Source organism: Candidatus Woesearchaeota archaeon (assembly GCA_018675335.1).
GTDB lineage: Archaea > Nanobdellota > Nanobdellia > Woesearchaeales > UBA11576 > JABJCP01.
Genome location: JABGYH010000008.1, coordinates 12,590 through 37,514 on the forward strand (window position 1 = coordinate 12,590; position 24,925 = coordinate 37,514).

The 24,925-nt window shown below is 30.2% G+C and carries 21 protein-coding genes and 1 tRNA gene; 15 read left to right on the plus strand and 7 right to left on the minus strand.

Going from position 1 to position 24,925, the window contains the following annotated elements; genetic code table 11:
* Nucleotides 1–2 precede the first annotated feature (2 nt).
* The 11 genes from HN587_06955 (at nucleotide 3) to HN587_07005 (ending at nucleotide 11,776) form a co-directional block, all read left to right on the plus strand.
* Nucleotides 3–1,646: a hypothetical protein gene (locus tag HN587_06955; protein MBT7903575.1), complete on the plus strand. Its 1,644-nt coding sequence runs from the start codon at nucleotides 3–5 to the stop codon at nucleotides 1,644–1,646.
* 319 nt (nucleotides 1,647–1,965) lie between these two features.
* Nucleotides 1,966–4,413, plus strand: a complete 2,448-nt coding sequence (locus HN587_06960; GenBank protein ID MBT7903576.1) for a hypothetical protein — start codon at nucleotides 1,966–1,968, stop codon at nucleotides 4,411–4,413.
* 5 nt (nucleotides 4,414–4,418) lie between these two features.
* Complete coding sequence (locus tag HN587_06965) at nucleotides 4,419–6,467, plus strand: hypothetical protein (protein ID MBT7903577.1); 2,049 nt, start codon at nucleotides 4,419–4,421, stop codon at nucleotides 6,465–6,467.
* A gap of 15 nt (nucleotides 6,468–6,482) precedes the next feature.
* The gene (locus tag HN587_06970; protein ID MBT7903578.1) at nucleotides 6,483–6,692 is read left to right on the plus strand and encodes a hypothetical protein; all 210 of its coding nucleotides are present in this window, start codon (nucleotides 6,483–6,485) and stop codon (nucleotides 6,690–6,692) included.
* A 71-nt stretch (nucleotides 6,693–6,763) separates the two neighbouring features.
* Nucleotides 6,764–7,030 carry a hypothetical protein gene (locus HN587_06975; protein MBT7903579.1) on the plus strand — a complete coding sequence of 89 codons (267 nt, stop codon included), beginning with the start codon at nucleotides 6,764–6,766 and terminating at the stop codon, nucleotides 7,028–7,030.
* Nucleotides 7,027–7,524, plus strand: coding sequence for a hypothetical protein (locus tag HN587_06980; GenBank protein MBT7903580.1), 498 nt, complete (start codon nucleotides 7,027–7,029; stop codon nucleotides 7,522–7,524). Before HN587_06975 ends, HN587_06980 begins: the two co-directional genes overlap by 4 nt.
* A gap of 16 nt (nucleotides 7,525–7,540) precedes the next feature.
* Nucleotides 7,541–8,245 carry a hypothetical protein gene (locus HN587_06985; GenBank protein MBT7903581.1) on the plus strand — a complete coding sequence of 235 codons (705 nt, stop codon included), beginning with the start codon at nucleotides 7,541–7,543 and terminating at the stop codon, nucleotides 8,243–8,245.
* Between the two features lie 141 nt (nucleotides 8,246–8,386).
* A tRNA-Asn gene (locus HN587_06990) sits at nucleotides 8,387–8,485 on the plus strand.
* 45 nt (nucleotides 8,486–8,530) lie between these two features.
* Nucleotides 8,531–9,040 (plus strand): hypothetical protein, encoded by a 510-nt coding sequence (locus tag HN587_06995; GenBank protein MBT7903582.1) that lies wholly within the window; start codon nucleotides 8,531–8,533, stop codon nucleotides 9,038–9,040.
* A gap of 1 nt (nucleotide 9,041) precedes the next feature.
* Nucleotides 9,042–10,478 (plus strand): DUF2779 domain-containing protein, encoded by a 1,437-nt coding sequence (locus HN587_07000; protein ID MBT7903583.1) that lies wholly within the window; start codon nucleotides 9,042–9,044, stop codon nucleotides 10,476–10,478.
* Nucleotides 10,479–10,756: 278 nt separating this feature from the next.
* Nucleotides 10,757–11,776, plus strand: coding sequence for an HNH endonuclease (locus HN587_07005; protein MBT7903584.1), 1,020 nt, complete (start codon nucleotides 10,757–10,759; stop codon nucleotides 11,774–11,776).
* Nucleotides 11,777–12,027: 251 nt separating this feature from the next.
* On the opposite strand, the gene HN587_07010 is transcribed toward HN587_07005, so the two are convergent.
* From HN587_07010 to HN587_07020, 3 genes are all read right to left on the minus strand, one after another.
* On the minus strand, nucleotides 12,028–12,258 hold the full coding sequence (locus HN587_07010; protein MBT7903585.1) for a hypothetical protein: 231 nt from the start codon (nucleotides 12,256–12,258) through the stop codon (nucleotides 12,028–12,030).
* 128 nt (nucleotides 12,259–12,386) lie between these two features.
* Nucleotides 12,387–13,877: a hypothetical protein gene (locus HN587_07015; GenBank protein ID MBT7903586.1), complete on the minus strand. Its 1,491-nt coding sequence runs from the start codon at nucleotides 13,875–13,877 to the stop codon at nucleotides 12,387–12,389.
* Nucleotides 13,878–14,287: 410 nt separating this feature from the next.
* Complete coding sequence (locus tag HN587_07020; protein ID MBT7903587.1) at nucleotides 14,288–14,593, minus strand: hypothetical protein; 306 nt, start codon at nucleotides 14,591–14,593, stop codon at nucleotides 14,288–14,290.
* Between the two features lie 219 nt (nucleotides 14,594–14,812).
* On the opposite strand from HN587_07020, the gene HN587_07025 reads away from it, so the two are divergent.
* Nucleotides 14,813–15,925 carry a hypothetical protein gene (locus HN587_07025; protein ID MBT7903588.1) on the plus strand — a complete coding sequence of 371 codons (1,113 nt, stop codon included), beginning with the start codon at nucleotides 14,813–14,815 and terminating at the stop codon, nucleotides 15,923–15,925.
* A 119-nt stretch (nucleotides 15,926–16,044) separates the two neighbouring features.
* Here the strand turns inward: HN587_07025 and HN587_07030 are convergent, their stop codons facing one another.
* Nucleotides 16,045–18,402, minus strand: coding sequence for a UvrD-helicase domain-containing protein (locus HN587_07030; GenBank protein ID MBT7903589.1), 2,358 nt, complete (start codon nucleotides 18,400–18,402; stop codon nucleotides 16,045–16,047).
* Between the two features lie 27 nt (nucleotides 18,403–18,429).
* A complete protein-coding gene (locus HN587_07035) occupies nucleotides 18,430–19,686 on the minus strand; it encodes a hypothetical protein (GenBank protein MBT7903590.1) in 1,257 nt (418 codons plus the stop codon).
* A 210-nt stretch (nucleotides 19,687–19,896) separates the two neighbouring features.
* Here HN587_07035 and HN587_07040 point away from each other — a divergent pair, with 210 nt between their 5' ends.
* On the plus strand, nucleotides 19,897–20,256 hold the full coding sequence (locus HN587_07040; protein MBT7903591.1) for a hypothetical protein: 360 nt from the start codon (nucleotides 19,897–19,899) through the stop codon (nucleotides 20,254–20,256).
* A 48-nt stretch (nucleotides 20,257–20,304) separates the two neighbouring features.
* Here HN587_07040 and HN587_07045 read toward each other — a convergent pair whose 3' ends face one another.
* Complete coding sequence (locus HN587_07045; protein MBT7903592.1) at nucleotides 20,305–20,691, minus strand: hypothetical protein; 387 nt, start codon at nucleotides 20,689–20,691, stop codon at nucleotides 20,305–20,307.
* A 103-nt stretch (nucleotides 20,692–20,794) separates the two neighbouring features.
* Nucleotides 20,795–21,442, minus strand: coding sequence for a hypothetical protein (locus HN587_07050; protein MBT7903593.1), 648 nt, complete (start codon nucleotides 21,440–21,442; stop codon nucleotides 20,795–20,797).
* An 84-nt stretch (nucleotides 21,443–21,526) separates the two neighbouring features.
* Between HN587_07050 and HN587_07055 the strand changes: the two genes are divergently transcribed.
* Together HN587_07055 and HN587_07060 are read left to right on the plus strand one after the other, a co-directional pair.
* Nucleotides 21,527–23,875: a radical SAM protein gene (locus HN587_07055; GenBank protein ID MBT7903594.1), complete on the plus strand. Its 2,349-nt coding sequence runs from the start codon at nucleotides 21,527–21,529 to the stop codon at nucleotides 23,873–23,875.
* A gap of 304 nt (nucleotides 23,876–24,179) precedes the next feature.
* Nucleotides 24,180–24,923 carry a hypothetical protein gene (locus HN587_07060; protein MBT7903595.1) on the plus strand — a complete coding sequence of 248 codons (744 nt, stop codon included), beginning with the start codon at nucleotides 24,180–24,182 and terminating at the stop codon, nucleotides 24,921–24,923.
* The last annotated feature ends 2 nt before the right edge of the window (nucleotides 24,924–24,925 follow it).

Sequence of the window (24,925 nt, forward strand, 5' to 3'; positions counted from 1 at the left end):
TAATGGTGGGTGGAAAAAAGCAGGCGAAAAGCCGTAAAAAGCACAGCGTAGAAGACTCTTTAACATACACAAGTGTTACGAAAGTCAGAGATTTCAGAGAGCTTGATGGAGTATTAAGCAACTCATTTGGAAATATAAAAAAAGACATGCGCTACTTGCAAGAAACACAAACCCAACAACTAACTTCTACTAATGAAATTAAATCACTCATAAAAGGAATGCGAGAAGATTTTGTAACAGTAGATAAGTTTAATATCTTAAAAATTAAAATTGCAGAAATCAATGAAAACCTAAAAAAATTATGGGACCTTGATAAAAAAGTAATTGAACTCGATTCTAAAAGTCTTGCCGAATCAGATTTTGACCAACAAGCAAGTTTATGGGAAAATGAATTTGAAAAAGTTAGACAAGATTTAGAAGACTTAAAAGATAAAAGTGCATCAGAAAAACAACTCAAAAAACTTGTTCAAGACATTAATGACGAATTTGATAAAGTAAAAGAAAATATTGATCAGATTAGAAATATCAAAAATACTATAACTCGTGGAGAACTTGACAAAAGAACTTTAATGCTAAACAATCAAGCAGAAGATCTACGAACTGGACTTAAAAAGATTGAAAAACGAATAAAAGAAAAAGTAAGTGTCAAACAAGCAGAAGAATTAGTTGATGATATCAACTCCGAATTTGATGTTGTAAAAGAAACCGTTGAAAATTTAAAAAAGGATCATGCAAAATTTGCAAAACAAAAAGATTTAACTTCTAAATTTAGTTCAGTCGGAAAAGATATTAAAGAAATTCGTGAAGAGATAACAAGTATTACCCAAACACATGACACATTATTATCAAAAGATGAAGCAGAAAACTTAATTGAAGATATTAATACAGAATTTGACATTATGAAAAGAGAAGTGGACAAAGCTTTTGAACAAGATAAAACAATTAAAAAACATTTTTTACGTAAAACAGACTTTTTAGATTCTGAGAAAAATTTACGAAAAGAAATTTCTGATGTTGAACATGGAATTAAAGATGTTTCTCAAGATGTTGTAGAACTTAGAACTGATCTTGAAAATCAAATTAATGAAAGATCAACTCAAGAAGAATTAAATAGAGATATCCGAGATACACGAGACGAAATTGAAAGACTTAGAAAAAAAATAAACACAGTAAAAGATGAAGTCTTATCATATAAAGAACTTAAAAATATGAATAAAAAATTAAAATATCACCTAGTAAAAATTCAAGATAATTTTGTAGAAGAAGACAAGTTTGAAAAGTTAAACGAAGAAGTAGAAATGTTAAAAGAACAAATACAAAATTCAGGAATGAAACTAAAAAAAGTAAAACCTTCTCCAGTTAAAAAAGTAAGTTCAAGAAAGCAAGCGCAAATGAGACGAAAAGAAGAACTGAAAACAATTTTAAAAAATGAAGTTAAAGCAAAAAACGGAAAGAAGAACTATTCAGCACTATTTTTCTTTGCAAACTTTTTAATGACTGTCGCATTCATACTACTTATTGGATCAATCGGATTTTTCTTTTGGAATCAACAATTATTAACAGATAGTTTTGCAATTGCAGCCGTTGTTTGTTTTGTAGTTGGAATTCTTATTCGAATTTTAGTTTTGGTTAAACGCGAAGGATAATTGCACACAATTTTTGAGTACAATTTAACTATTATCAATACTAATTTATCAACAAATTCTTATTTTTTATTTGAATTAAATTAATAAATCAAATTCTTGCAAACACAAGCATAAATTACTAAATTCAATTACACAATTTACTTAATTAGCCCACATAAACCAGCTAATATAGTTATATACTCCAATTTTCATTTATAAATGAATCAAGCAAAAAACGAAAGATTTAAATAATGCAAAATAACCATTTTTTGATAGTAACAAATTTGTGTTGAGTGAGTTACTGACATAATCTAAATCACAGAGTAAATTTAAGACTAAAATGGCTTTATTTAACTGGAAGAAGAATAGAATAGATCCTGCAGATCCATTAGCAGATGAAAAACGGTTTGCTAGATTTATGGGCCTTGATCCGAGCGCAGTAGAACCTAGAAACGTACTCAAATACGCAGATTTAGCTCATTGCGAACGAAAAACTATCGATACTGCCCTTGAATTCTGGGAAGATCTAACTCCTGAGCGAAAATCCGATTTAAGTGCAAATATCGTAAATTTAGGAGATTATGACTTAAGTTTAGAATTAGCTAAAAAAGGAACTCCACTTAATAAATCACAATTATTCGACGCATTACAAAATGCAATTACCCGCGAAAGAAAAACCACTTCTGATGAACCATTATTCGAAAATTATGAAACAGGAGATGTTGCACGAATTGCGCTAAGATTATTTGGCGAATTACCAATTTATGAACACTTAACTACAATTCACCAAACAACACTTGCAATTGATGATCAAATAGACAAAGCAGATGTTGCAAGATTAATTTATCAAGATTTAAGTTCTGGAATGTACGAACTAGGAGAAGATGCATTTGGTCCTGCGATGCTGAGAATATTTGGCGAAGCTGCAACTGCAAATCCCCAATTCATGTCTCAAGAAGATAGTTCTAAACTTGCTGCAGGATTTGTTTTACAAACACAAATTAATCAACAAAAACATCTTGCTCTTGACTTATACAAAAGAATAATTACTGACGAACTAGAACTTGCAAGACAACAAATGCCAGAATACTTATCAGAATTAGAAATTAAAGATTTAGCAGATAAAACTTATGCTCGCGCAGTAACTGAAATTGAAGATTTAGTGAAAACACCACACCCACTAAGTCCACTAATACTCCAACAAATAGTTTCTGATCTGGCAACAAAAACAGAGTACCGACCAGAACCAAAACCAATAGAGAAAATAATTGAAGAAACTGCACAAACAATTTTAGAACCACTCGGAAAACAAATATCACAATTAGTAACTCAATCAAATTCATACGATCAACTTCGCGACATCATTAGCGAAACATTTGCAGATCAAATTATGTTGTCAAACAGTTTAGGTGATGCAATTGTTAGAGGAGAACAATTATCAACAGTAATTCAAAGAGTGTTATCTAATGATATCAATTTATCAGAAGGACTTTATAGACTAGACCTAAATATAGATCCAACAGAATTTAAAGTTGCGGATGGTGCATCCCAATTACAAATAGATCAAGCACGACAAAAATATGTCGAAGCAAAATATTATACAGAAGGAATTAAATTCGCACAAGCAATTTGGATGGGTGCAATTTCTGATGCAGGACTTTTTGAATGGTTCTACAAACCAGTTGAAGGACAAAATGATCCAGAAGACGGAAACGATAATTCAAACACATTAATCGAACCAGAATATACTGCTCTAGGAGAATTCATTTTACGACGAGATGCGATTGAAACAACTGCAAAACAAACACAATCATTATTAGCATCACTTGACCCATTAAAAATTGGAGGACAAACAAATTTAGTTTATACAGTCAATCCAGATGGAAGTTCCGGCTTTGTTCAAGAATTAATCAATCGACCAGATAAAATTAGCATACAACCTGGAGTTTACATTGCAGACTATGATGCAAGCGATTCACGATTAGTTTTATTATTAAAAGATGCACAACAAAAAGCACAAGATGAAATACTTGCAAAAGCTGGACGTAAAATAAAAACATCCAACCAAGCAAAAAAATATTTGGCAGATCACGAAAATGAATTAACTGAACTTGCAAGTGCAAAATTTGTTGAAGAAACCCAATCATTCTTACATGCAGAATCTAAACAATTAGCACTAAATTTAATTCTATTACCTAACTTAAGTTCTGATGAACAAAAAAAATATATTGAAGATGGCACAAATCTAACAACTGAAGGCGAAAGAGTTTATGGATCAGTACTTAGACAATGCGCAAGCCAAATTGTTGGTCAAACCAGCATCGCAACTGATGAAGAAGGAAACTATCTATTAAAAATTACTATCGACGATAAATTAAAAGCAGAAGTGGATATTTATGAAAAGCCTCTCGCTACTGAAACTAATTTAGGCGAACAAGCATATCAAATTCCATTCCAAACAAATAAAACACCTGATCAATTCAGCATAATTAAAACAATGAGCGATTATAGGGATTTAATTTCTGAAGCAATAGTACTTCGAAGAATCATTGATCCCACACTAAACTCTGCAGAACGAGCAGAATACTTAACAGTTAATGCTCAAGGTCTTCCAAGTTTAACTCCTGCTGGACGAGAAATTTATGGAAGCACAACACAAAAATACCAATCAATCATGTTTCATTTATTAACCGACCAAACAATCACCCCGCAAGGAGATTTTGAAATCGGACTTACTTTATCCCCGACAGGAATTAAATCTGGAAAAATAAATCAAACAAAAAGATAAAAAAAATGGCTAAAAAAAGAAAACCAAAAAACACCGCACGTACATTCGAATATAACCCTACAGAACTAGATGATTTAGTATCACTTACAGATGTAATGCTCGGACATGTAACCCCGCAAGATTCACCTCTAGATGTAACACATGTAGGATTTGATTATTCTCCCGCTCACGTTTCAGAAGATTTAGAACCAATAGTACTTCAAACTCCCCCTGCAATTGATCGAACCTATCAACCAGTAGATGTTGTTGGCGAAGATATTGTTATTGAAAAACCTGCACCAGCACAAGCAGTTGTGCCCGCAGAAGAAGTTTCAAACCCTCAAAACTGGGGCGGAGATGTTGAACAACAATGGCTAAGCACTCCTTCAGAAAAACCTGTAAAAGAAATTACACCAGATCCCGCTCTTGAAGTTCCAGTTGCAGCAATGGTTGAACCAAAATATGATCAACCTGCACCAATAGTTAAAGAACCAGTACAAGTCGTCGAAGAACCAGTGCCCGTAGTCGAAGAACCCGCACCAATCATATTTGACGAACCCGTACAAGTAGAAGCAGTTGCTATCGAACCACAAATCGTCAATGAAACCCCTGCAGAAAAAAAACCTTGGTTTGGGCGAAGAGCATACAATGCTTGGCAAGCGAGAAGAAATCCAGAACTTATTGATGATGAAACCGTAGAATTACCTGATTCTGTAGAACCAGACTTAGCAGGAATAGTTCAAGATTGGACAACTGCAAAACCAACAACAGAGGGCGTTGAAATTGTCGATCCAGTCGATTCTGATAAAGCATTAATTGACGGATGGATGGGACGAGAAAATGATCCCGCACACATTCGAGCACTTGCAGAAAATCCAGAATTAGTCGTAAGAGAAATGGATGAAGGAGTTTATAATCCTGCAAATCATGCAGACTTAACACCAGTACAATTACAAGATCCAAAAAAAGAGGTCACTCCAAAACCCAAAGAAAGTAGATGGCACAGATATTGGAGACAAAAAAGAGAACTAAAAGCAGAACTTGCAGAAGGAACTGATCAAGATAAATCAAATAGGCCTTCACTACGACAAAGATGGGCAAATGTTCGAAGCACATTTGGACAAGGAAAAAGATTAGATGCAGAACTTGCGGAATTAGCAGCACCAGAAGAAGTAGTTGTGCCTAAAGAATTAAGTCCAATTCCAGATGCAGAAGTAAACCCAGTAGTTGATGTTGCACTCCATACAAGAGTTACTCAAGAAATACCAGTAGTAAAAATACCTCCCGAGAATGCGGTTGATTCTGAAGTCAAACAAGACAAACCAAAAAAAACAGTATTGGAAAAATTAGTTGTTGAACAAGTAACTCCAGTAACAATTGCAGTTGATACAACTGATAAAACAAGATTATGGTTTTTAGATCAAACCCTTAGAAAATATGAAGCGAGACGAGTTGAAGAATTAAAAACACTTGAAGGACAAACTGATGCTGTAAAAAATTCAACTACTCTTAGATATAAAATTGAAATACTATCAGCAATTCTAGAATCAAAACCAGATCAACACCCCTTATCAGACAGTCCTCGCCCAAGTTATTTTACAAATACGGGAGACATTGCAGAAGAAATGCAAATATTAGATAAGGGAATTAATCATGAAAGATTTAGACGTGCAACATATCAAGTTTTTATGTATGCAGTAAATGATATTGAAAAAACATACGAATTAGAAAAACCCAAAGTAAACATACCTGAATTCAAATTAAAAACACCAACAGATATGACACACAAAGACACATTGCAAACAAAACTTCTAACATACATGGGACGAATGCAAAACCATTGGTCAGATGATTCATATAGAAAACCAACAGATAGATTCACATCAGAATTATTTTACAGAATAGAATTACTAACAGAATTATTAAACGATCACGAAATTGATTTAGCAAAAACTGGACAAAGATTAATTGATGAAACACACTGTTTTAACAAAAAAAATTATGATAGTGCGTCAAGACTCATCATGTTATACGCAACAACAAAACCTAGCGAATGGTCAAAATTTGTTAAATAGAAGGAGGGCAAAAAAATGGCTGACACAGAAGATTGGGATTATTCAGACGATGCTGTCGAAAGAATAAAAATGCACAGCAAAACATTGAAAGAGTTTTTAAACAAAAAAGACTTAAACTCAATGGAAATGGATGAAGTATTCCTAACATCAGATGAAGATTTCCCTGATTTTGATGAAGAAGAAGAAATTGTCGATGAATTCGAAAGAAACGATGATGACGACTAAATTATTTTTTATTTACTAATTCTATTTATTTATGAGTAAATTTTATAAATAAAAGTTAATCTACCAGTAAGATGAAGTACGAATTAGAGCTTAACACCGCAGTTGAAGAGATAAAGCAAGAAAATGCAAAACTTGTATGCGTACAACTCCCAGATGGACTTAAAACTCAAGCTAAAGAAATTACAGATTTTTTACAAGAAAAAACAAAAGCAAAAATAATTATATGGGCAGGAAGCTGCTTTGGAGCATGCGATGTTCCCCTCGAACTTGAAAAATTAGGTGTTGACTTAATAATTCAATGGGGACATAATAATTGGAAAAGAGGAATACTAAAATGATTGGATTAGCAACATATTACTTTGTAGCACTCATAGTTTTCTTAGGAATTTATTGCGGAGTCGCACTTGGCAAAATCGCAAAAGAAGAATTAGACCCTGGGAAAAAATATATAGAAATGTTTCAAGCAGCACTATTAAGTGCAATTGTTTGTTCTACATCTTATTTTTTCGGACTTCACTGGATGTTTGGATTATTAGTTTTTTTCCCACTCGCATTTGGAGCAGACTACTTAGTACGAAATCCACTAGTCATACAATTAACTTATGTACTACTAGGATTTTTATTATTCGCAAGTACCTCGTCCACAAAATTCTTTTTAGTGATTAGCAGTTTGATATTTTTATTTGGACTACCAACTGGAAGTTTATACGTACAAAGACACCCAACTCAATCAACTAATGTGATAGTATCAGATATGGCAGTATCCTACAGTGTGTTTTTTGTAGTTGCAATACTTACAAGTTTTTTAAGCATCATGCTAAATAACTTATAAAATTCCAACAAATAAAATGAACTCACTCTTTAAGTACTGGAAGAAACATATTGATAATCAAAAACTGTACAGAGTATTTTCTCAAGAATACTCAGATTCAATTAAAAAACAAGGTATTGACCCAAATAATAATCCGTACAAATCTAGCAACAGAAAAATAAAAAAATTATTCAGAATTCTAGCTTGGCTTGAAAGAACTCACAACTTTAATCACACACAAGATTGGGGTCGCAAAGAATTAGTAACAACTGATCACATAATAAAAGTAACACTCGAAGATATGGAAAAAAAATATATTGATTTCACACCTTACCCAAAAGAAGTTAAGTATTATCAAAAATTGATGCGAGGCAATGGTGGTGCACTAGTCTCAACAGTGCAAAAAATAACTGAAGATATCATCAAAAGAAAACCAAAGCTCCCATTTTTGGTTAGATGGAAATTTATCACCAATCTTCATGATTGGACTCTTGCAAAAGGAGACCACAAAATAAAAGTGTTATTTGTTAAGGGTTCTGCAAAATGTTTTGAAACTGCAATTTTTCAAAACAAACTTGGAACAACTTCAAATATTAAATCTCCTTTTGGAAGTTTCAAACATTTTCAAAGAATAGTAAAAGAAGCAGGTTTAAAAACATACAAACCTTTTTTTGAAAAAAATAAATGGTATAATTTACGAGTCCAGCACAAAATACCTCCCGCAGATATTCAAGTATTGTGACCTCAGCCCAATAATCAAATAGTTTGTACTTGCATTTTATCTTATAAATGCGTTCCAAAAAGTACAGAAACCTTTATAAAGAAGCCCAAATTTTATTCAAGCTAATTAGAGCAGTTGTTTAATTCCAAATACCTGCAAAATGCCCTCGTAGCTTAGCGGTGGAGCGTGCGAATCTTAGAATAAAATAAGATCACGAAGCTGTTAACCGCAAGGTCGCCAGTTCAAACCTGGCCGAGGGCGCTCATACTTTCTGTAGCCCTTTATGGGCGCATCATCATAATAAAAATGATAAAACTAAAAAATTGGCTTAATTCAACTGTAATTGTACCTGCAATATTTGTTATTTTTAGCATAATTCTAATAATTATTCCAAATATTTGCATAGGTAGAAAAAGCTTCGGCGCTCTTTGTTTAATATTTTCAACATTATTCTTAGCTAAAGAAGTTAAAAGACACTATTTTATCACCCTGCCCGATATCAAGCATGAATTTAAATCAAAAAAACATAAAGACATTGCGTGGTATTTAACAAAACATGAAATAAAATATGTGTATCCAAAAATAATAAAAATTAATCATAAAAAAATAACTATGGATTTCTATCTTCCAGAATATGACATATACTTAAATTATTTAACCACTCGTTTAACAGATAAATCAAACGATAAATTAAGAAAACTATATACTGATGAGGGAATTTTAGTTGTAGAATTAGATTATTTTGACACATATACCCTAAAAGTTCTTGATTGGAAATTTAGTGAAAGAATGTTAAAATTACTTAAAAAATCATAAAATGTCTCTGCTTACTAAATCCAAATACTTAAACGGAACTCAGTGCCCCAGATTACTTTGGCACGCAAATAAGAAACTATTGCCTGAAGTGTCTGTAGCAGACCAACATAGATTTGATCAAGGTTTTGAGTTTGAAAATGTTGCTCGAAAGCTATTTCCAGAAGGTGTTAATTTAAGTAAACTTGATTTTCTAGGTAATTTGGATAGTACCAAAAGATTAGTTACTAAAAATAAAACCATTATTGAAGCAGGTTTTAAAGAGGATAATTTATTTGTAAGATCAGATGTTCTTAAATTTACTGATAATGGTTGGAATTTATATGAAATTAAATCCACTACCTCAGTTAAACCACAACATATTACTGACTTAGCTTTTCAAAAGTTTTTAATTGAAAAAACAGGTATTAAAATAAACAAATGTTTTGTTCTATTTCTAAATAAAGCGTTTGTTAAACATGGAAAGATTAATCCTGAAGAAATTGTTTTTAAAAAAGAAGTTACAGAACAAGTTGGATTAATTGATGATATTGAGACTAATATAGATAAATATCTTTATATAATGCAACAAGAAAAAGCTCCTGAAATGACAATATCTAAAGGATGTAATAATCCTTATGAGTGTCCTCTAAAATCTGAGTGTTGGGGAACTCTTCCAAGTAATAATGTAACTCAATTAACAAATTGGAGACAATATTGGAAATTGTTTGAAGAAGGCATTCAAGATATTAATGATGTTCCTAAAGATACAATTCTTAAACCTAAAGATGAAGTTATTAGAAAAGCAGCAGTTGAAAAGAAAGTGCAGATTTCTAAAGAACACCTTAAACATTTTATGAATACTTTAGTATTTCCTTTATATCATTTTGACTTTGAGACATTTGATACTGCAGTTCCCATTTATGATAAATCTAGACCATATCAAAAGATTCCATTCCAATATAGCTTACACATCCAACATAAAGATGGAAAAATAGAACACTTTGAATATCTTGCAGATGGAAAAGAAGATCCGCGTTTTAAATTATTAGAACAGTTAGAAAGCCAAATTGAAGGAACTGGTTCAGTCGTAGTTTTTAACAAATCTTTTGAGATTATGGTTTTGACCAAATTGGCAGAAGACTTTTCTAACCATGCTGAATGGATTAACAAAGTTTTAGGAAGAATTGTTGATTTAGCAACCCCTTTTCAAGGATTTCATTATTACTGTCCCACCCAGAAAGGTCGTTATTCAATCAAAAAAGTAATGCCTGCAATAACTGGAAAAGGATACGATAATTTAGAAATTAATAATGGAGCAGAAGCATCAGTGCAATATTTCAATAGCCACATAAAAAATAATACTCCCGATCCAAACCTAAGAGAAAACCTACTCAGATACTGCTGTTTAGACACAGAAGGAATGATTTGGATAATCAATGAATTAAATAAATTAGTTTAATTTTTCTCGCCCGATAATATCCCTATAACAGAGACTGAAATGCCCGAAGGACTAAAAGCCCACCCTAAATAAATTTATTTTACAATTTAAACTACCATATGTACATAGCACTCAGGAAAATCGGTTTTTTGAAATTTAAGATCTTAATACTTAAGGGATTTTATCTTTTATTATATGATAGTATTTAATTACCAATTTAGCTTGTTTTTTAATTCTTCAACACATAGTTTGCGAATAAATTAGTAAATTTTATAATCTACAGTTATTAGTTTAATTTAATGGCAAAAAATAAGGAGTTAAATATCATATTAATTGTAATAGGAGTCATCGTAATTATTATTTCAGGCATTATATCGTTACTTAAAACTTTTGCAGGACCAATTGTTATTGTGTTAGCAATACTGGTCGGCCTGTTTTTGATTTTTAAAATTTATGAACACATATATTTTTCAAGTGAAAAATTCAAAAATATAAAACAAAGTATTCAAACGCACATAGATGATTGTAATGAATTAAATCACCATATTGAAGAATTAAAAGGTTCATATGTAAACATAAAATCATATGATTATGGGGAAGGTTTAATGAAAGATGCTAGTAACCACAATTTTAAAAGAAAAGAATGGTCTAGCGAAGTAAAAAACACTCAGGTTCATAACTGCTCAGCTTCTGTCTGTAAAAATGCAGGTAATCAACCACTTAAATATATGTGTAAATATTTTGACATAAAAAAAACAGATGAATCATTAACTCAATTTGAAACTGTACTTAACAACTTTTCCGCAGCGGAGGAAGGTAAAACTTTGTTGTTAAATCAACGAGATTCAAGTCTTAGCAATATAAAAAATTCTATCCCTGGGATAATAAACACTTTTAGTAAAAACCGATTAATAAAAGAGCTAGGATTTGAAGAAATTGATCTTAGTGATTTGTACTTTCCAACTTATACATTCCAATATGTATCCGCAGGGGGAAATAGTTCGATGAAATATGATATTAAATTGAACATTGAAAATTTGAATAAGTTAGTCATTTATTTGAAAGATCTGATCAAGTACAAAAAAAGCGTTGTAGGGCAAAGAGCATTAATGACATCTAAATTAAGAGAAAAAATTAAAATTAGAGATCATTATACATGTAAACTTTGTAATTTATCAACCAATGATGAAAAAAACTTATTATTAGAAATTGATCACATACATCCAGTTTCAAAAGGAGGGATTACAGCTGAAGATAATTTGCAAACTTTGTGCTGGAGATGTAATAGATCAAAAGGTGCCAAAGTTTCAGCTTCGTGAACTGACATTTAATAATCCTGCTTTGAGAACCAGCATTTAAAACATAAAATTATTGTATGTGATTAAAGACTGACTCACCAGAATACATCTTTTATAGTCCTACAATATGTACAAATATATTTTTGTTTTATTTTAGTGCCCACTGTCTGAGGGCCCATATATTTTTCCCAAATATGCAATCCAAGCCTACACCTAAAACGTTTCATCATTTTATGATTAATTTTATTTTATAAAAATCTTTTTAAAAAAAATTAAATAAGTTTTATCTCTTCATAATCTTTCAATTTCCTAGTTTGAAATTGTTTTTTCTTAAGTAAAACATAATATTCATATAACCAAGGTATTTGCGGATACTTATCACTATCAACAAAAAAACGAGCACTATCCTCCCAATTCATCAAAGGAGCTAAAAACTCTTCCATCAATCGTATTCGTTCTTTTAATTCTTCTTTTGTAAACTCAAATTTTGCACGCATCGCCATTTAAGCCATTAAGAAATCATAATATATAAGGTTCACACAAGAAAGTCCAATGGGTAATGGAAACTTTATTAGTTTTAGTTCCAATATCATTTGAGACAATATAAAACTCAATGAGCACACCCTACTTTTTAATCTAATTTACAATATTTCCAACATTCACTTAATGATCCAAATTTTCTTATAATAGTATTTGTACTAGGAAGACCATATTCCCGCTTAAACTCTTTGACATATGGTTTTCTCCCATGTTTGGAACAGAACCGAATTATTAAATCTCGAATCTCTTGTTTATCACAATATTTCTTGACATACTTTGATTCACTATGACCCAATTTTTTTTTTAATTTAGCCAAAGAAAAACCAAAAATCCTAGTATATGTGTTTGCTGATGGATAACCTTTAGCTTTATCTAATGTAGTTGCAGAAGGTAGTTTACTAAATTCTTTTTTGAATCTGTACAATTCAGCAATTAAATCTTTTTTAGTCCACAAACCAATCTCTTTTCTTAGTTCATCATCCTCCATCTTAATAAATGACATACATCTTTTCGCAAGCAAGTCACACCCATTCTTCAATAGAATATCATGAATCTCCTTAGCATAAACATATTTGACTGGAAGTTTTTGCTGTTTCTTATTTTTTTGTAAACACCAAAAAGATATGTTTTCTGTTATCTTTAAATATTGCTCACATTGCTTGTCACTTCTGTTCTTAATATGATAATCAGAAAGTTTAGCATCAATAATTAAGTCTAAAGAAGGAATATAATTATCAGGGATTAGCAATTTATCATCAATAACAAACTTTTTCTTAACTATAGCATCAGGATACAATTCTTTTACTGCTTCTTGAACAAAACGTTCCCATTTAAAGGGAAGACTATTCTTATTAGCCCATTCACTTTTTTTAAAACCTGCTTTTTCTAAAACTTCATGCCAAGTATTTACTTGCAAAATTCTTTTGACTATCACATATTCAGGTTTACCTGTTGAAAAATCCAGTGCTTTTGGAACTCTAGAATGTAATTTTTTAAAATCATGAAGAGAACTTATTATCATTTTTTTTGTATATTTCATCTCTTTTGTTATATCCAAACCAGCTTTTTTAATAGCGTTATTCCAACTTCCAAATCGTCGATGATACAATATTGATTTAGGATAACTCTCATCAAGCTTATCAAATTCATTTACTTTAGGCGTGCGTCCTAATTTTTCTGATACTTGCTTTAAAATATCCAAAAGTTCATTATTTGAGTAATCCTGTCTTCTGCTAAGAGGAATCCCTGCTTTCCTTAGAAGATTATTCCACGTACCAAATCTTTGAGCATACATACTTGAAAAGTCTTTGGCATCTGGACTTTTTCCAGTTTTATTATATTTCTCTCTAACGCTATTGATTATATATTCATCAGTTACTTTTTTTCCAATTTTTCTTACAGAAATGATATTTAATCCAGCTTTCTGCAAAGCCTTATTCCACGATCCAAATCTATTTGAATATGTTAATCTACCCGGAAGACCTTTTCCAAAATCTCTAGATTTAGGAACTCTTCCCTGTTCTTTATAGAAAATAATTAAATAATCTAATAATTCATTATCAGTATATTTACGTTTAACCATAGTAGTAATAATAGCTAGTTTTTATGGATTATATACTTTTTCTTTTTTGGTGCAATATAACTAATTTAAACAATTAAACCAATAAACAATAATAGGTATGATCACCAAAATTAATTTCTAATAGCGCAACAACTTTTATTTTTTTAAAATGGGTAACAGACAGTTTAATGGATTGGGGTTTTAAAAAAAATCAATACCTAAAAAAAGTCCTTTCTTTTGGAAGGGTGGCGTAACTGAAATTTTAAGAGGTCAAACTGAGTTCAAAAAAAGTTGTTTCTATACTATCTTTAAGATTATCTTTAGGTATATCAAGTAAAGGATAATCCTAAAAATACTTTAATACAAAATATAACATAATAGAATATAATAATAAAATAATAAATAATAATAAAAGAAATAACTAAAAAAAATTATTTAGAATTAATATTTAATGATTTAATGTGTTTTATGAACTCAGTAGCAGACATATTTTCCAATCCTACGAATAAACTCTTATCCAGGAAAGGGTTTCCTTCTTGTTTTTTCGAATAAGGATAACCAAGTCGAAATATCCAAGAACGACACTGAGTACTGCTGCACGCACGTATTTCCGCCCTATTACCACAAACACAATCAAAACATCTTAATCTATGTGCTTTAGTAGCAGAAATGCGAGGGACCGCACTCTTTCCAGAACTTGGCTCAGAGTGCGGCACAGTAGAAGGTGTTTCAGACATTCGAATCAACCTCGCAACAACCCCTTAAAAAAATTTGTAGAAAAAAAGAACCATCAGAATCATTAATTTTCTTAATAACATACTCAGAAGGAGGAAAAATCTCTTCCAAACATAAATTCCCCAAACAAGATAATTTAATTTTTTCTTTCATAAAAAAAGAAAATGTTATATTATAATAAATAGAAAAGTATTTAATTGAAAAAGACGACATAAACAAATATGAGTGTTTCAGACCCTAAACTCCAAAACAAAGAAAAAATAAAGAAATATGTTAATTTAAAAATTACAAATCTTAATGACTTAATAATAAATTTTAAACGCGAAAATAAAATCATAAAAGAAAGAAATAAAATTGAAAAAATACTTTTAACTTGCATAAATAATTATTTGACATATAAACACAAATTTAAATTAAAAACCCAAATAACTCATTTTAATCAATTTAGAAAAAAAGGTGCTTTGAGCTTTTTACAAATCTATGAATCCACAAAAGAAATAACAAAACTAAATTTTCAAGAATACTGCCAAATAATACAACAATTACTAACACAAAACCTAATAAAATTTAGAACCGACAAAGAAGAAGTATTTAAACAAACAATACTAAACAAAATTTCTTACTTACACCCTAACAACCCACAAGAAATTTTTATTGGAAATAAAATACCCCTAATTTGGTTTACTTCAAAAGGTGCAGATGAAGATAAAAAATATTTATCTAGTATTTTAATAAAATTAAATAAAACTAAAGAAATAGGTTTTTTTAATTACTCTGAAGACTTATTTGAGAGATTCCATTTGAATAAAATATTTTGGGATCCATCTAGAAAAGGATCGCCTAAAAAAATTAGATATTATTTTCCCACCCCACTCAGAGCACAAATAATGAATAAACTAGATAAAATTCATAAAAAAAGTGCTCCATTTCTTACAGCTGTAAATAATAATTTAATTAAAACTAATCTTAAAGTAATTGATATATTTTTAAATATTATTTGTGCAGAACTGTTTTTTGTAAACAAAACGTCATCAATTAAACGACAGTTGAATGATTTAACTGAACAATCAACATTTTTGAAAAACTGTTTAGGAGAATTATACAAGAAAAGAAAATTTCAGTATTTAATCCAGAGAGAAAATTTTAACATGCACTTATTAAATTATTATCTGAAAGATTTAAAGAAAATATCAATATTAAAAAATGATGAACTATTGGCAGCTAAGTTAAGGATGTTTAACAGAGAAATTAATTTTTTTGCGTTGTTTGAAGCGCAGTTTACAGAAATTTATGAGATAATTAAAAAGGACATGGGCTTAAGGAATTATTTCTAATTTTTTGTCCCTTTAATATTGAAACTTGCAAGCTCATTATGATTTTTGTTTTTCAACAAAAAATCATATGGCTCGCGCGTAACTAAAAGCAGTTAAGGGCCAAAAAAAGATATTAAGTATCAAGTGAAATCAAAAAAATTTATTGGTTTTGGCGGTTCTAAGTATTCAGCTATTTCAGTTAAAAAAAGAGATTTGCTATTTTTGTTAGTGTAAATGTATAAGAATTCTTTGCTTCGGGTTAGTGCTACGTAAAACAAGCGTCTTTCTTCTTCGAAACTTTCTTGGTTTCTCGGGTTTTTAGCAATTGCTAAAACTGAGTCATTTTCTATTTCACAGGGAAAGCCATAAGTTCCAGAAATTACATCTATTAAAAAAACATGCTTTGCCTGGGTTCCTTTGGATTTATGCGCAGAATAAAATCTAATGCCTTTTTGTCTTTCTTTATTTGTGGGCAAGCCTTTTTTACTAAACACCTGTTTCATTTTTTTTAAATTTTTGTTAAATCTAGAAATAATTAAAATTTCTTCCGGTTTAACGCCTTTAGCTATTAGTGTTTTAATTTTTTTAAGTATATGACCAGTTTGCCGTTCAATCAAACAACTAAAATTTTCATTCAACTCAAATAATTCTGCTTTCCTAACTAATTTATTATGCGAAATAACTGTTTTTTTTATCTGATTAGAATTATTTTTTATTAAATCGTTAGACATATCTACAATAGTTTTACTGCAACGATAATTCTTTGATAAATAAATAAGATCGGGATACTCAAAATATTCTTTAAAATTAACAAAAAAATCAACTTCACTTCCTGCAAAATGATATATGCTTTGCCAATCATCACCCACACAAAATAGTTTAGTTTTTGATTCTGGATTAACAAAACATTTGATTAATTCTAATCTCTGTTTAGAAATGTCTTGAAACTCATCTACTAAAATATAATCATATTTGTTTAAAAAAAGAGATTTATTTGAGTTAACTAAGTCTGCTGCCTTGTTAATCATATCATTAAAATCAATTCTATTCTCTTTTTGAAGCAAATTTTCATATTTTGAGTATATTTCATTAGCTATTTTTGCAAAAGACTTTTGTCGCACATCATAATTAGTTGAATTAATACGGTTCGTTACTTTTTCAGGAGTTAATAAATTAGATTTTGCTAATTGAATAAAAGTATGAATAAGGCCTGAAAGTTTTTGTTTAGTTTCTTTAAACTCATATGTTTTTTCCACTAATTCTTTATAAGTTAACGTATTAAATAATATTTTATTATTATGTTTTAATAAACGAATTTTGAGTTTTTTAAGAAGGCTATTTTGTTGACGTTCAAATTCATATGTTTGAATTAGAGTTTTAGAATGTTTATCGAACTGATTGCAAACCCAATCTTTTTTTAAATTATATTCTTCACTACTCATTGAAAACCATTCAGGCACTTCATATTTTTCGTTTAATCCCCAATGTTCTACATAAATATTTAAATCTGGAATAAAAAAATCAGGCTCGTATTCTTTAAATTTAGGGTTAGAATCAGACCAAGTTACTTTAGGTTCGTATTCAAATTTAATATTGTGTTTAAATAAAAAATTGGCAATATCTCTTTCTGCAAGAGATTTAACTTTTACATTTGTTAAAGTAGCATATTTCTTTGATCTCATATACTCATAATATAGTTCTTTTTCTTTAAATTTTATATTTGCAGGATCTTCATATAAATGGTCTGAAATATAGTCTACAAATAATTTTTGAAACTCTTTATCAGCCAAACTAGAGTTAATCAAATTATTTATTACTTCTTTAAATTTATAATCTGCATTATCTCCATTAAACAATAACTTGGGATGTTGTTTGGTTACTTCAGAAATAATGTTATTTCCAAATTTATGAAATGTTGAAATATTTATGTCAATACCATATTCTTTTTTTAGTCTATTTTGCATTTCTTTAGCTGCAACGTTAGTAAATGCTAACGCAAGTATCTTTTCAGGCTTTATTGAATCTTTACGCCTGACTAAATATGCAATTTTAGAAATTAATACTTTAGTTTTTCCAGAGCCTGCACCCGCAATAACTAAACTATGCTTATCATCTTTTATTACTGCAGTTCTTTGATCTGAATCTAATGGATGATCTAACTTGTCATCATCACCAGCTAAAAATGTAGAGTATTCTTTTAATCTTTTTTTAATGAACTTAGAATTGTAATTTAATACGCCCTCATTAAATATATCTAAATCTAACCTTAGTGAATTTACTAAAGAATTTAAACTTAAATTCCAAAAAAGAAACCACTTAACTTTTGATTGACTTTTAATAGCTTTAGTTCGAAATAAAAAATTATTCTTCTCACCACATATTAAGTAAGTATCTTTTGATAAAAATGAATTCCAGTTTTGATTTAAGCTTGCCAACTTATCCCGTTGTTTAGATATTGCTATTTCGTTTAATTCAATTTTGTTTTTTAACCACTGCACCAATTCTAAAACACCTTTTAAATATAATTACTCCGTTAATGAAAGTAATTCTTTTTCTGATAAATTAATCTTATTAGTTTTTTTAGATAATAAATTTATGAATTTTTTCATAACCTTACTTTGTTCATCAATAATTTCATTTTGTTTTTTCATTAATTTAACTTGTTTATTCATTTCTTCAACTTCTGTTTTTAAATCATCATTTCGTTTTGAATAAAGCTTTTCTCGATTTTCAAATTTCTCAAGTTTATCATGTAATTCTTCCAGCTCAAATTGACGAATTTTTGCTTTAGGTGCATGCGTATCAATAGCTAAAAAATTAATATACTTATTAATCTCATCACTATTAGGTTTATGACCTAATCTTTTATTTACTTCATCAGTAGTCCATTTCTTCTTCAATAAATCACAAGCCATTCCAGAACGTAAATCTTTCCAAGTAACTTTTTCACCATTAGGAATACATTTTTGTTCTGTCTTTTTAACAAACCTATCCAGAAATTGTTTCGCATTACGATATTCAAAGGGAAATAAATAATCTTGCGCACCCAAATTACTTAATTTTTTATCAATTAAATTCACAGTTTCAGTATAATTAGTAAGTTCACTCCTAGGAGTCCTACTTCGTTTAAGAATTTCACGTTTTAAATTAACCCTATACTCAGGTTCTTTAGTATTAGAATTTTTTTGCAAATAAAAATCACATTTTTTCAATTTTAGCAATGCATTAATACTTTCTCCAATATCCCATGCCAACCACAGCAACAACCTATGATCAAGCTTTGATGCAGCACCTTCAATCAGCTTAAATTGTTTTTCAATTATGAATCTAACTTCTTTATTGCTTTTTTTAGTGTATTCTATAACTTGCTTGGCCAATTTCAATTTACCTGCAAGTTCAAATGGTTTACTTTTAAAAACTCTACTGTAATAAGTAGTATTCAAATTTTCATAAGGTTTTCCATCCTTTCTTAAAATTTTACCATCTTCTAAATCATCATACACAGTCTGAATATCCTCTTTAGTTAATTGTTTCCAAGCCTTATTCTTAAACCAAGTATTCACAATTCTAAACTTATGCACGTACCCAGAAAGAGTTTTAAACGTACTCGCATCTAAATTTCTCAATCCATTCATCCGTTTAAGTTTTTTTTCTTGCCAAACAAAAAACTCACCAAATAACTCACGATTACTTTTACAAATAGTCACATCACTCAATAATACTTTCTTACCATTCAAATACTGTTTTGCACGTTTTTCACGCTCTATCTCAATCTTATTCACTTAAATTAAAAAATATAACAAATATATAAACTTTCCGCCCAATAGGGTGTCAAATATATTCACCCTTGGCCGAGGGCGCTCATTTTCTATATCAACGTTTTACAAGCACCAAGAAGTTAATCCTAAATTTATACCTTTCATTCTCTTTTTGTAAAAAAATAAGACAAATAGAATTATAACCCGTCCAGTCTCACCTAGCTAGTGAACAAAATGGCAATAAATTTAGAACAAGAAATTTTGAAAACAAATGCAGAAAAAGTACTAGAACGAATTAGGAATTTTGGTCTAGAAATTATAGATCCAACTTATCGAGATTTTGATCCCGAAATAAGAAAGGCACATGATTATGGATTAGAACATGGAATTTTTGATAAAACTGATGTTGAAAATGCAAGAAGATTGTATGAAGCTAGAAAAAATGAGCCCAAATCTCCTCCTGATGATTACCGCCAAAGATTAATTTCAAGAGTAAATAATAGTGGCGGATGGAGTTGTGGCTCTGATGCTAGACAAAAACTTGAAAGATATGAAGAACGAAGACGAAAAGATATAGATGAAGGAAGTTGGTAATAATTTAATCTCAAAAAATTTAAAAAAAATCTCACTTAGTTAAATTTCTTAATTAACATCAAAATAATTTTTTGGAACTCTACATTTTTCAGCAACAACTGCACCATATTCAGACGTTAATTTATACTCACCAAACATGGGAAATTTCATAGAATCACCACGACTAAGATTTAATTCTTTACCCCCTATTTGAACAGTAACTCTTCCTTTTTCAACAAATAAGGTTGTTTTTCCTACACATATGTGCTCATAAGCCATATCCCCTTGAACATATATTAAAGAATGAATGTCATTTCCAAATAATGCATTAGTCAACCCAGTTTGAATTACTGCTGCAGTCCCAGTTCTTTGAGACATACCAACTAACATATCTTCAATAGACGGATCTTGTGATTCACAAGCTTCATAATCTTCTGCAATTAATGTATCAACCATATTCACCACGAAATAGTAACTAATTTATAAAGTTTTCGCTCTAAAATAAACAAATTTAGCACCACAAAATAAACCCCTCAAAAAACTAGAAAAAAATGTTAAATTATGTCAATCCCTTCAAACTATTAAATGCTTTAATTGCATCCCGTTCATGAACAATGAAAATAACCTCAGTCATTGTTGAAATATTTTCATAACAATTAATGCCATCCCAAAATAATTTACGAGTAACCTTCGCAATAATTCCTGGAGTGTACAAAAAATCTTTAGAAAAACTCATAGCTAAAGAAACAAGTTTTTTTTCAACATTAATTTTTTTATCTCCTTTAAGCAATTCTAAAATTTGTTCACGATATTTATCACTAACAACAATTGTTACTTCATAATTTCCCTGAATGATATTAAGAGTTTCGCCCTTGTCTTGATTCACAAAACCATATATTTCTTTTAACTTAGATAAAATTGAAGGCGATTTCACAAAAGTCATATCACACAGACCAGTCTTTAAAGTTATTTCAGCATCGAACTTAAATGGAACTTTAACACTCCCTAAAGTTTTAATTTTTTCTCTGTAACGCCTAAGTGCCATAACAATTGCCATATTCTTAACAGAACTCCCCAGCTCCCTTTCGATTTCAGGAGTTAAGTAATCTGCAAGATTAGGATAATTAACAATATCATTAGCTAAAGCTTCATACAATGTAGATCTAGATTCAATTATTTTTTTAACAATATGACTTACAGTAGGCATAAAAAACATAAAATAACAGAACTATATAAATTTTGTTATTATAATTACACAATGTTTTTATAAGAATTATTCAACTTTCATTACATGGAACAAAACTACATATTAACAAATATGGAAATTACCAACAACATCGCACAATTAAATACAGCTGCGACTAGATTTTTAAATGAAAATAATAGCGAAATCATACTCGGACCTGAATTCCATACACTAATCCAAAATGGCAACAGTTCAAACGAAGACACTCAACCAGAAGATCACTTTAAAAATTTATTAGCCAACATGAATATCACTGATACAGAATTTTTTAATCAACTAATACCCCAATTAAATCAAGTAAAAATAACACCTACAACAATACATGTAAATGAAGTTTTGATACCTAATGATTTCTTAATGGCAATTTTAACCGAACTAATTCCAGGCAATCAATATATCACCATAAAAACTGTTGATCAACTAAAAGAATTAACAAATCTAGATTTTTCTGAAGAACTACAACAAGTAATAGATACGTATCCAGTAAGATTATCCCTGCACGTCCTACGACAAATGAGATTCTCAAGCCACGTAACATATCAATACCTGCCATTCCTAGATGAGCTTAATCCGAATGGGTTAAAAAATACTTGGGTCGGACAATTTCACCAAGGACTATTAGAACAAATGTATCAAAATAGACCAATATTTGTTTTGAATATGACTTGCCCAGTATATTGTAGATTCTGTTTTAGAAAACACAAAGAATGTCGCAATCAAAAAAATCCAACATTAGAAGATGTAAAAAATGCAATAACCCACCTAAACAAAAATCCCCACATCAAAGAAGTAGTACTTACAGGAGGAGATCCATTCACAAATGCACAAGTACTAACATATGCAGTAGAAGAACTAAAAAAAATACCCCACATAAAAACATTAAGACTTGCAACAAGATCAATTGCATATTATCCACAATTATTCACAAACAACAATAATTTTTGGTTGGACTATTTAAAAAAATTATATCTTGATGATAAAAGAATAGAAATTGCAACACACTTCATACATCCCGACGAAGTTACAATTGAATCATTAAACATAATTTCAGAACTAACAAAAAATGGAATACGAGTTTATGTACAAACACCATTCCTAAAAGACTGTAACGATAATTACGATTCACTAACTAAATTATATCAAAGACTAAGAAGTGTTGGAACTGAAATACATTATGTTTACATTCCCTGCAGCCCAATTCAAGGAAATCGAAAATATTCAACAACATTTGCCGAAGGTTTAGATGTTGCTGCCAAACTTAGACCTCAAACCTCTGATAGATCAATGCCGCACATATGTACTGCTACAACAATTGGGAAAATTGATTGGAATACTAGTGGCTGGGCTATCGAACAAGCAGATGAAAATAATATATGGATAAGAACTCCCTACACCGAAGAATATTTTAAACAATTCAGTTCCGAATTTGAAAAACCCTCAGACACAAGAATAAATGAAGATGGAACATTGGATGTTAAATATTTAGGACAAATTGGAGATCCCAATTTATTTAATGTTAATTGCGGTTTGAGAATAAAAAGTAATTATGGTCTTGTTGAGGGAATCAACTTAGAACAAGCTCGAGAAAAAATATTTAAAAATCCTGAATGTTTAACACAACCAGAAAATACAACTGTTGCAGGAATTACTCGAGCACACAAAACAAGAGTTGAACTAAACTTAAATAAAATTGAAAACGAACTTTTAATAAAATATTTGAACGAAAATTGCGATGTTACAGATTTAGTTTTTTACTCAACAAATAATTTGATAGAACAAATCGAAAAAATTGAAAATATTTTATTAAATTCAAAATTACCAAACAATGTTAACCACATTAGATTAAGAAGCATCCAATTTAGCCAACATCCTGACGAATACACTGAAGAAAATATTCAAAAACTAGCCAGAATCAATAGAATTGATTTACGCAATCCATTAAAATTAGAAATTGAAACAGTTTTTTTGCACTCATCAGAATTTAATAAAACACACGAACTGATTTCAAATAAATTACGAAAAAATGGAATAACTGTTTATGCGAATGTTCCTTTAATTATGTCAGTTAATGCCACTCCTGATGAAATATTAAACATCTCATACAAGCTTAGAGAAACAGGAATAGAATTTCACCAAATATATATTGAAGGATTACCAATCAATAAAGAACTTAATCAAGTTCCCATTGAAGCTTCAAGAATAATTCAAATTGCAAGCAACTTAAGAAGATTTGAAAGTGGAAGAGAAATTCCATTTTATATCATTTCAACAGATCAAGGAGAAGTGGATTTTTCATTAAATACCCAACCATTGTTTGAAAATAAACAATTTAAAGGATTAAGATTGCTCCCTTACAATACAGACTTAAATGATACAAATATTACCTGGAACTAATAATCGCCAAAAAGCTGTCGAGCTTAAAACGAGGAGGTAAAAAAAATGACACAAACAAATACAGACGGTGGTTTAGCCAAGCGTTCGCCCATCGAAACTAACTACTGATTTAACTAATTCTAATGCAGGAAGCATAGGTAGTGTTGAGATAAGTTATGATGAACTTAACCAAAGAGTAAAAGGTTGGAGTTTATCTGATGAAACCATAAGAATTGTTAGAACAGAAAATGATGTTTTAGCCACACTTTATGATTTTACACTTGCAAATTTCTTAGCACAAAAAAAAGGTGCTACTAGAACAACAATGAGAACAGTATTGGCAGATTCTGATCTGACGCATTTGTTTACCCCATTAGTTGAAGCAACAGTCCCCATAGCAACTGGACAACATATAGCATATTTAGGACAAAACGGCACAAAAAGATTAACAGACCCAGTCAGATATGGAATGCAAATACACAATTTGGAAAAAATAACTCAAGGTGAAAGTTTAGAAAGTTCCCAAGGAAAAATTTCTGAAGAATTTACTATTGAAAAATTAACTGACCCTTGTGACTCCGATGTTTTAGCAGTTCAAGCACTACTAATCGAAGCATATTCTCGAGAAGGAAGAACCATAATGTGGTATGATCCCACCATCGAAAATGTATTAGAAGTTCTTGAAAATTCATTAGCTTTTGTTGCAAGAAATTCAGATGGGCAAATTGTTAGTATTGCTGCCGCAGAAAGAGCAACAGGAATTATTGTTGATGAACGTGAACTCGAAATATACGAAATAAGTGATTGTGCAACATATAAAGATTTTAGAGGGCAAGGATTACTAAAGGGTTGTTTACTTGGTTTGTTAAATAGCAAAGAAATAATTGCTGCAGATTGCGTTTACACCGAAGCTAGAATTGCACACACACCAATAATTCGAGCATTTAATCGATTGGGTTTTGAACTTGGAGGTGTTGTTAGAAATCATGTACTTATAGGTGGAGATCGAGATTTATCAGAAACAACCGATATTGAAAACTTGGCAGTAATGTACTTGCCTAGGAGGTAAAA

Coding starts and splice junctions, on each gene's coding strand:
- HN587_07015 (MBT7903586.1), bottom strand. CDS start 13,877: ATGGTTAAACGTAAATATACTGATAATGAATTATTAGATTATTTAATT.
- HN587_06970 (MBT7903578.1), top strand. CDS start 6,483: ATGGCTGACACAGAAGATTGGGATTATTCAGACGATGCTGTCGAAAGA.
- HN587_06960 (MBT7903576.1), top strand. CDS start 1,966: ATGGCTTTATTTAACTGGAAGAAGAATAGAATAGATCCTGCAGATCCA.
- HN587_06980 (MBT7903580.1), top strand. CDS start 7,027: ATGATTGGATTAGCAACATATTACTTTGTAGCACTCATAGTTTTCTTA.
- HN587_06975 (MBT7903579.1), top strand. CDS start 6,764: ATGAAGTACGAATTAGAGCTTAACACCGCAGTTGAAGAGATAAAGCAA.
- HN587_07005 (MBT7903584.1), top strand. CDS start 10,757: ATGGCAAAAAATAAGGAGTTAAATATCATATTAATTGTAATAGGAGTC.
- HN587_06965 (MBT7903577.1), top strand. CDS start 4,419: ATGGCTAAAAAAAGAAAACCAAAAAACACCGCACGTACATTCGAATAT.
- HN587_06955 (MBT7903575.1), top strand. CDS start 3: ATGGTGGGTGGAAAAAAGCAGGCGAAAAGCCGTAAAAAGCACAGCGTA.
- HN587_07020 (MBT7903587.1), bottom strand. CDS start 14,593: ATGTCTGAAACACCTTCTACTGTGCCGCACTCTGAGCCAAGTTCTGGA.
- HN587_07045 (MBT7903592.1), bottom strand. CDS start 20,691: ATGGTTGATACATTAATTGCAGAAGATTATGAAGCTTGTGAATCACAA.
- HN587_07040 (MBT7903591.1), top strand. CDS start 19,897: ATGGCAATAAATTTAGAACAAGAAATTTTGAAAACAAATGCAGAAAAA.
- HN587_07060 (MBT7903595.1), top strand. CDS start 24,180: ATGAGAACAGTATTGGCAGATTCTGATCTGACGCATTTGTTTACCCCA.
- HN587_06995 (MBT7903582.1), top strand. CDS start 8,531: ATGATAAAACTAAAAAATTGGCTTAATTCAACTGTAATTGTACCTGCA.
- HN587_07025 (MBT7903588.1), top strand. CDS start 14,813: ATGAGTGTTTCAGACCCTAAACTCCAAAACAAAGAAAAAATAAAGAAA.
- HN587_07055 (MBT7903594.1), top strand. CDS start 21,527: ATGGAACAAAACTACATATTAACAAATATGGAAATTACCAACAACATC.
- HN587_07050 (MBT7903593.1), bottom strand. CDS start 21,442: ATGCCTACTGTAAGTCATATTGTTAAAAAAATAATTGAATCTAGATCT.
- HN587_07010 (MBT7903585.1), bottom strand. CDS start 12,258: ATGGCGATGCGTGCAAAATTTGAGTTTACAAAAGAAGAATTAAAAGAA.
- HN587_06985 (MBT7903581.1), top strand. CDS start 7,541: ATGAACTCACTCTTTAAGTACTGGAAGAAACATATTGATAATCAAAAA.
- HN587_07000 (MBT7903583.1), top strand. CDS start 9,042: ATGTCTCTGCTTACTAAATCCAAATACTTAAACGGAACTCAGTGCCCC.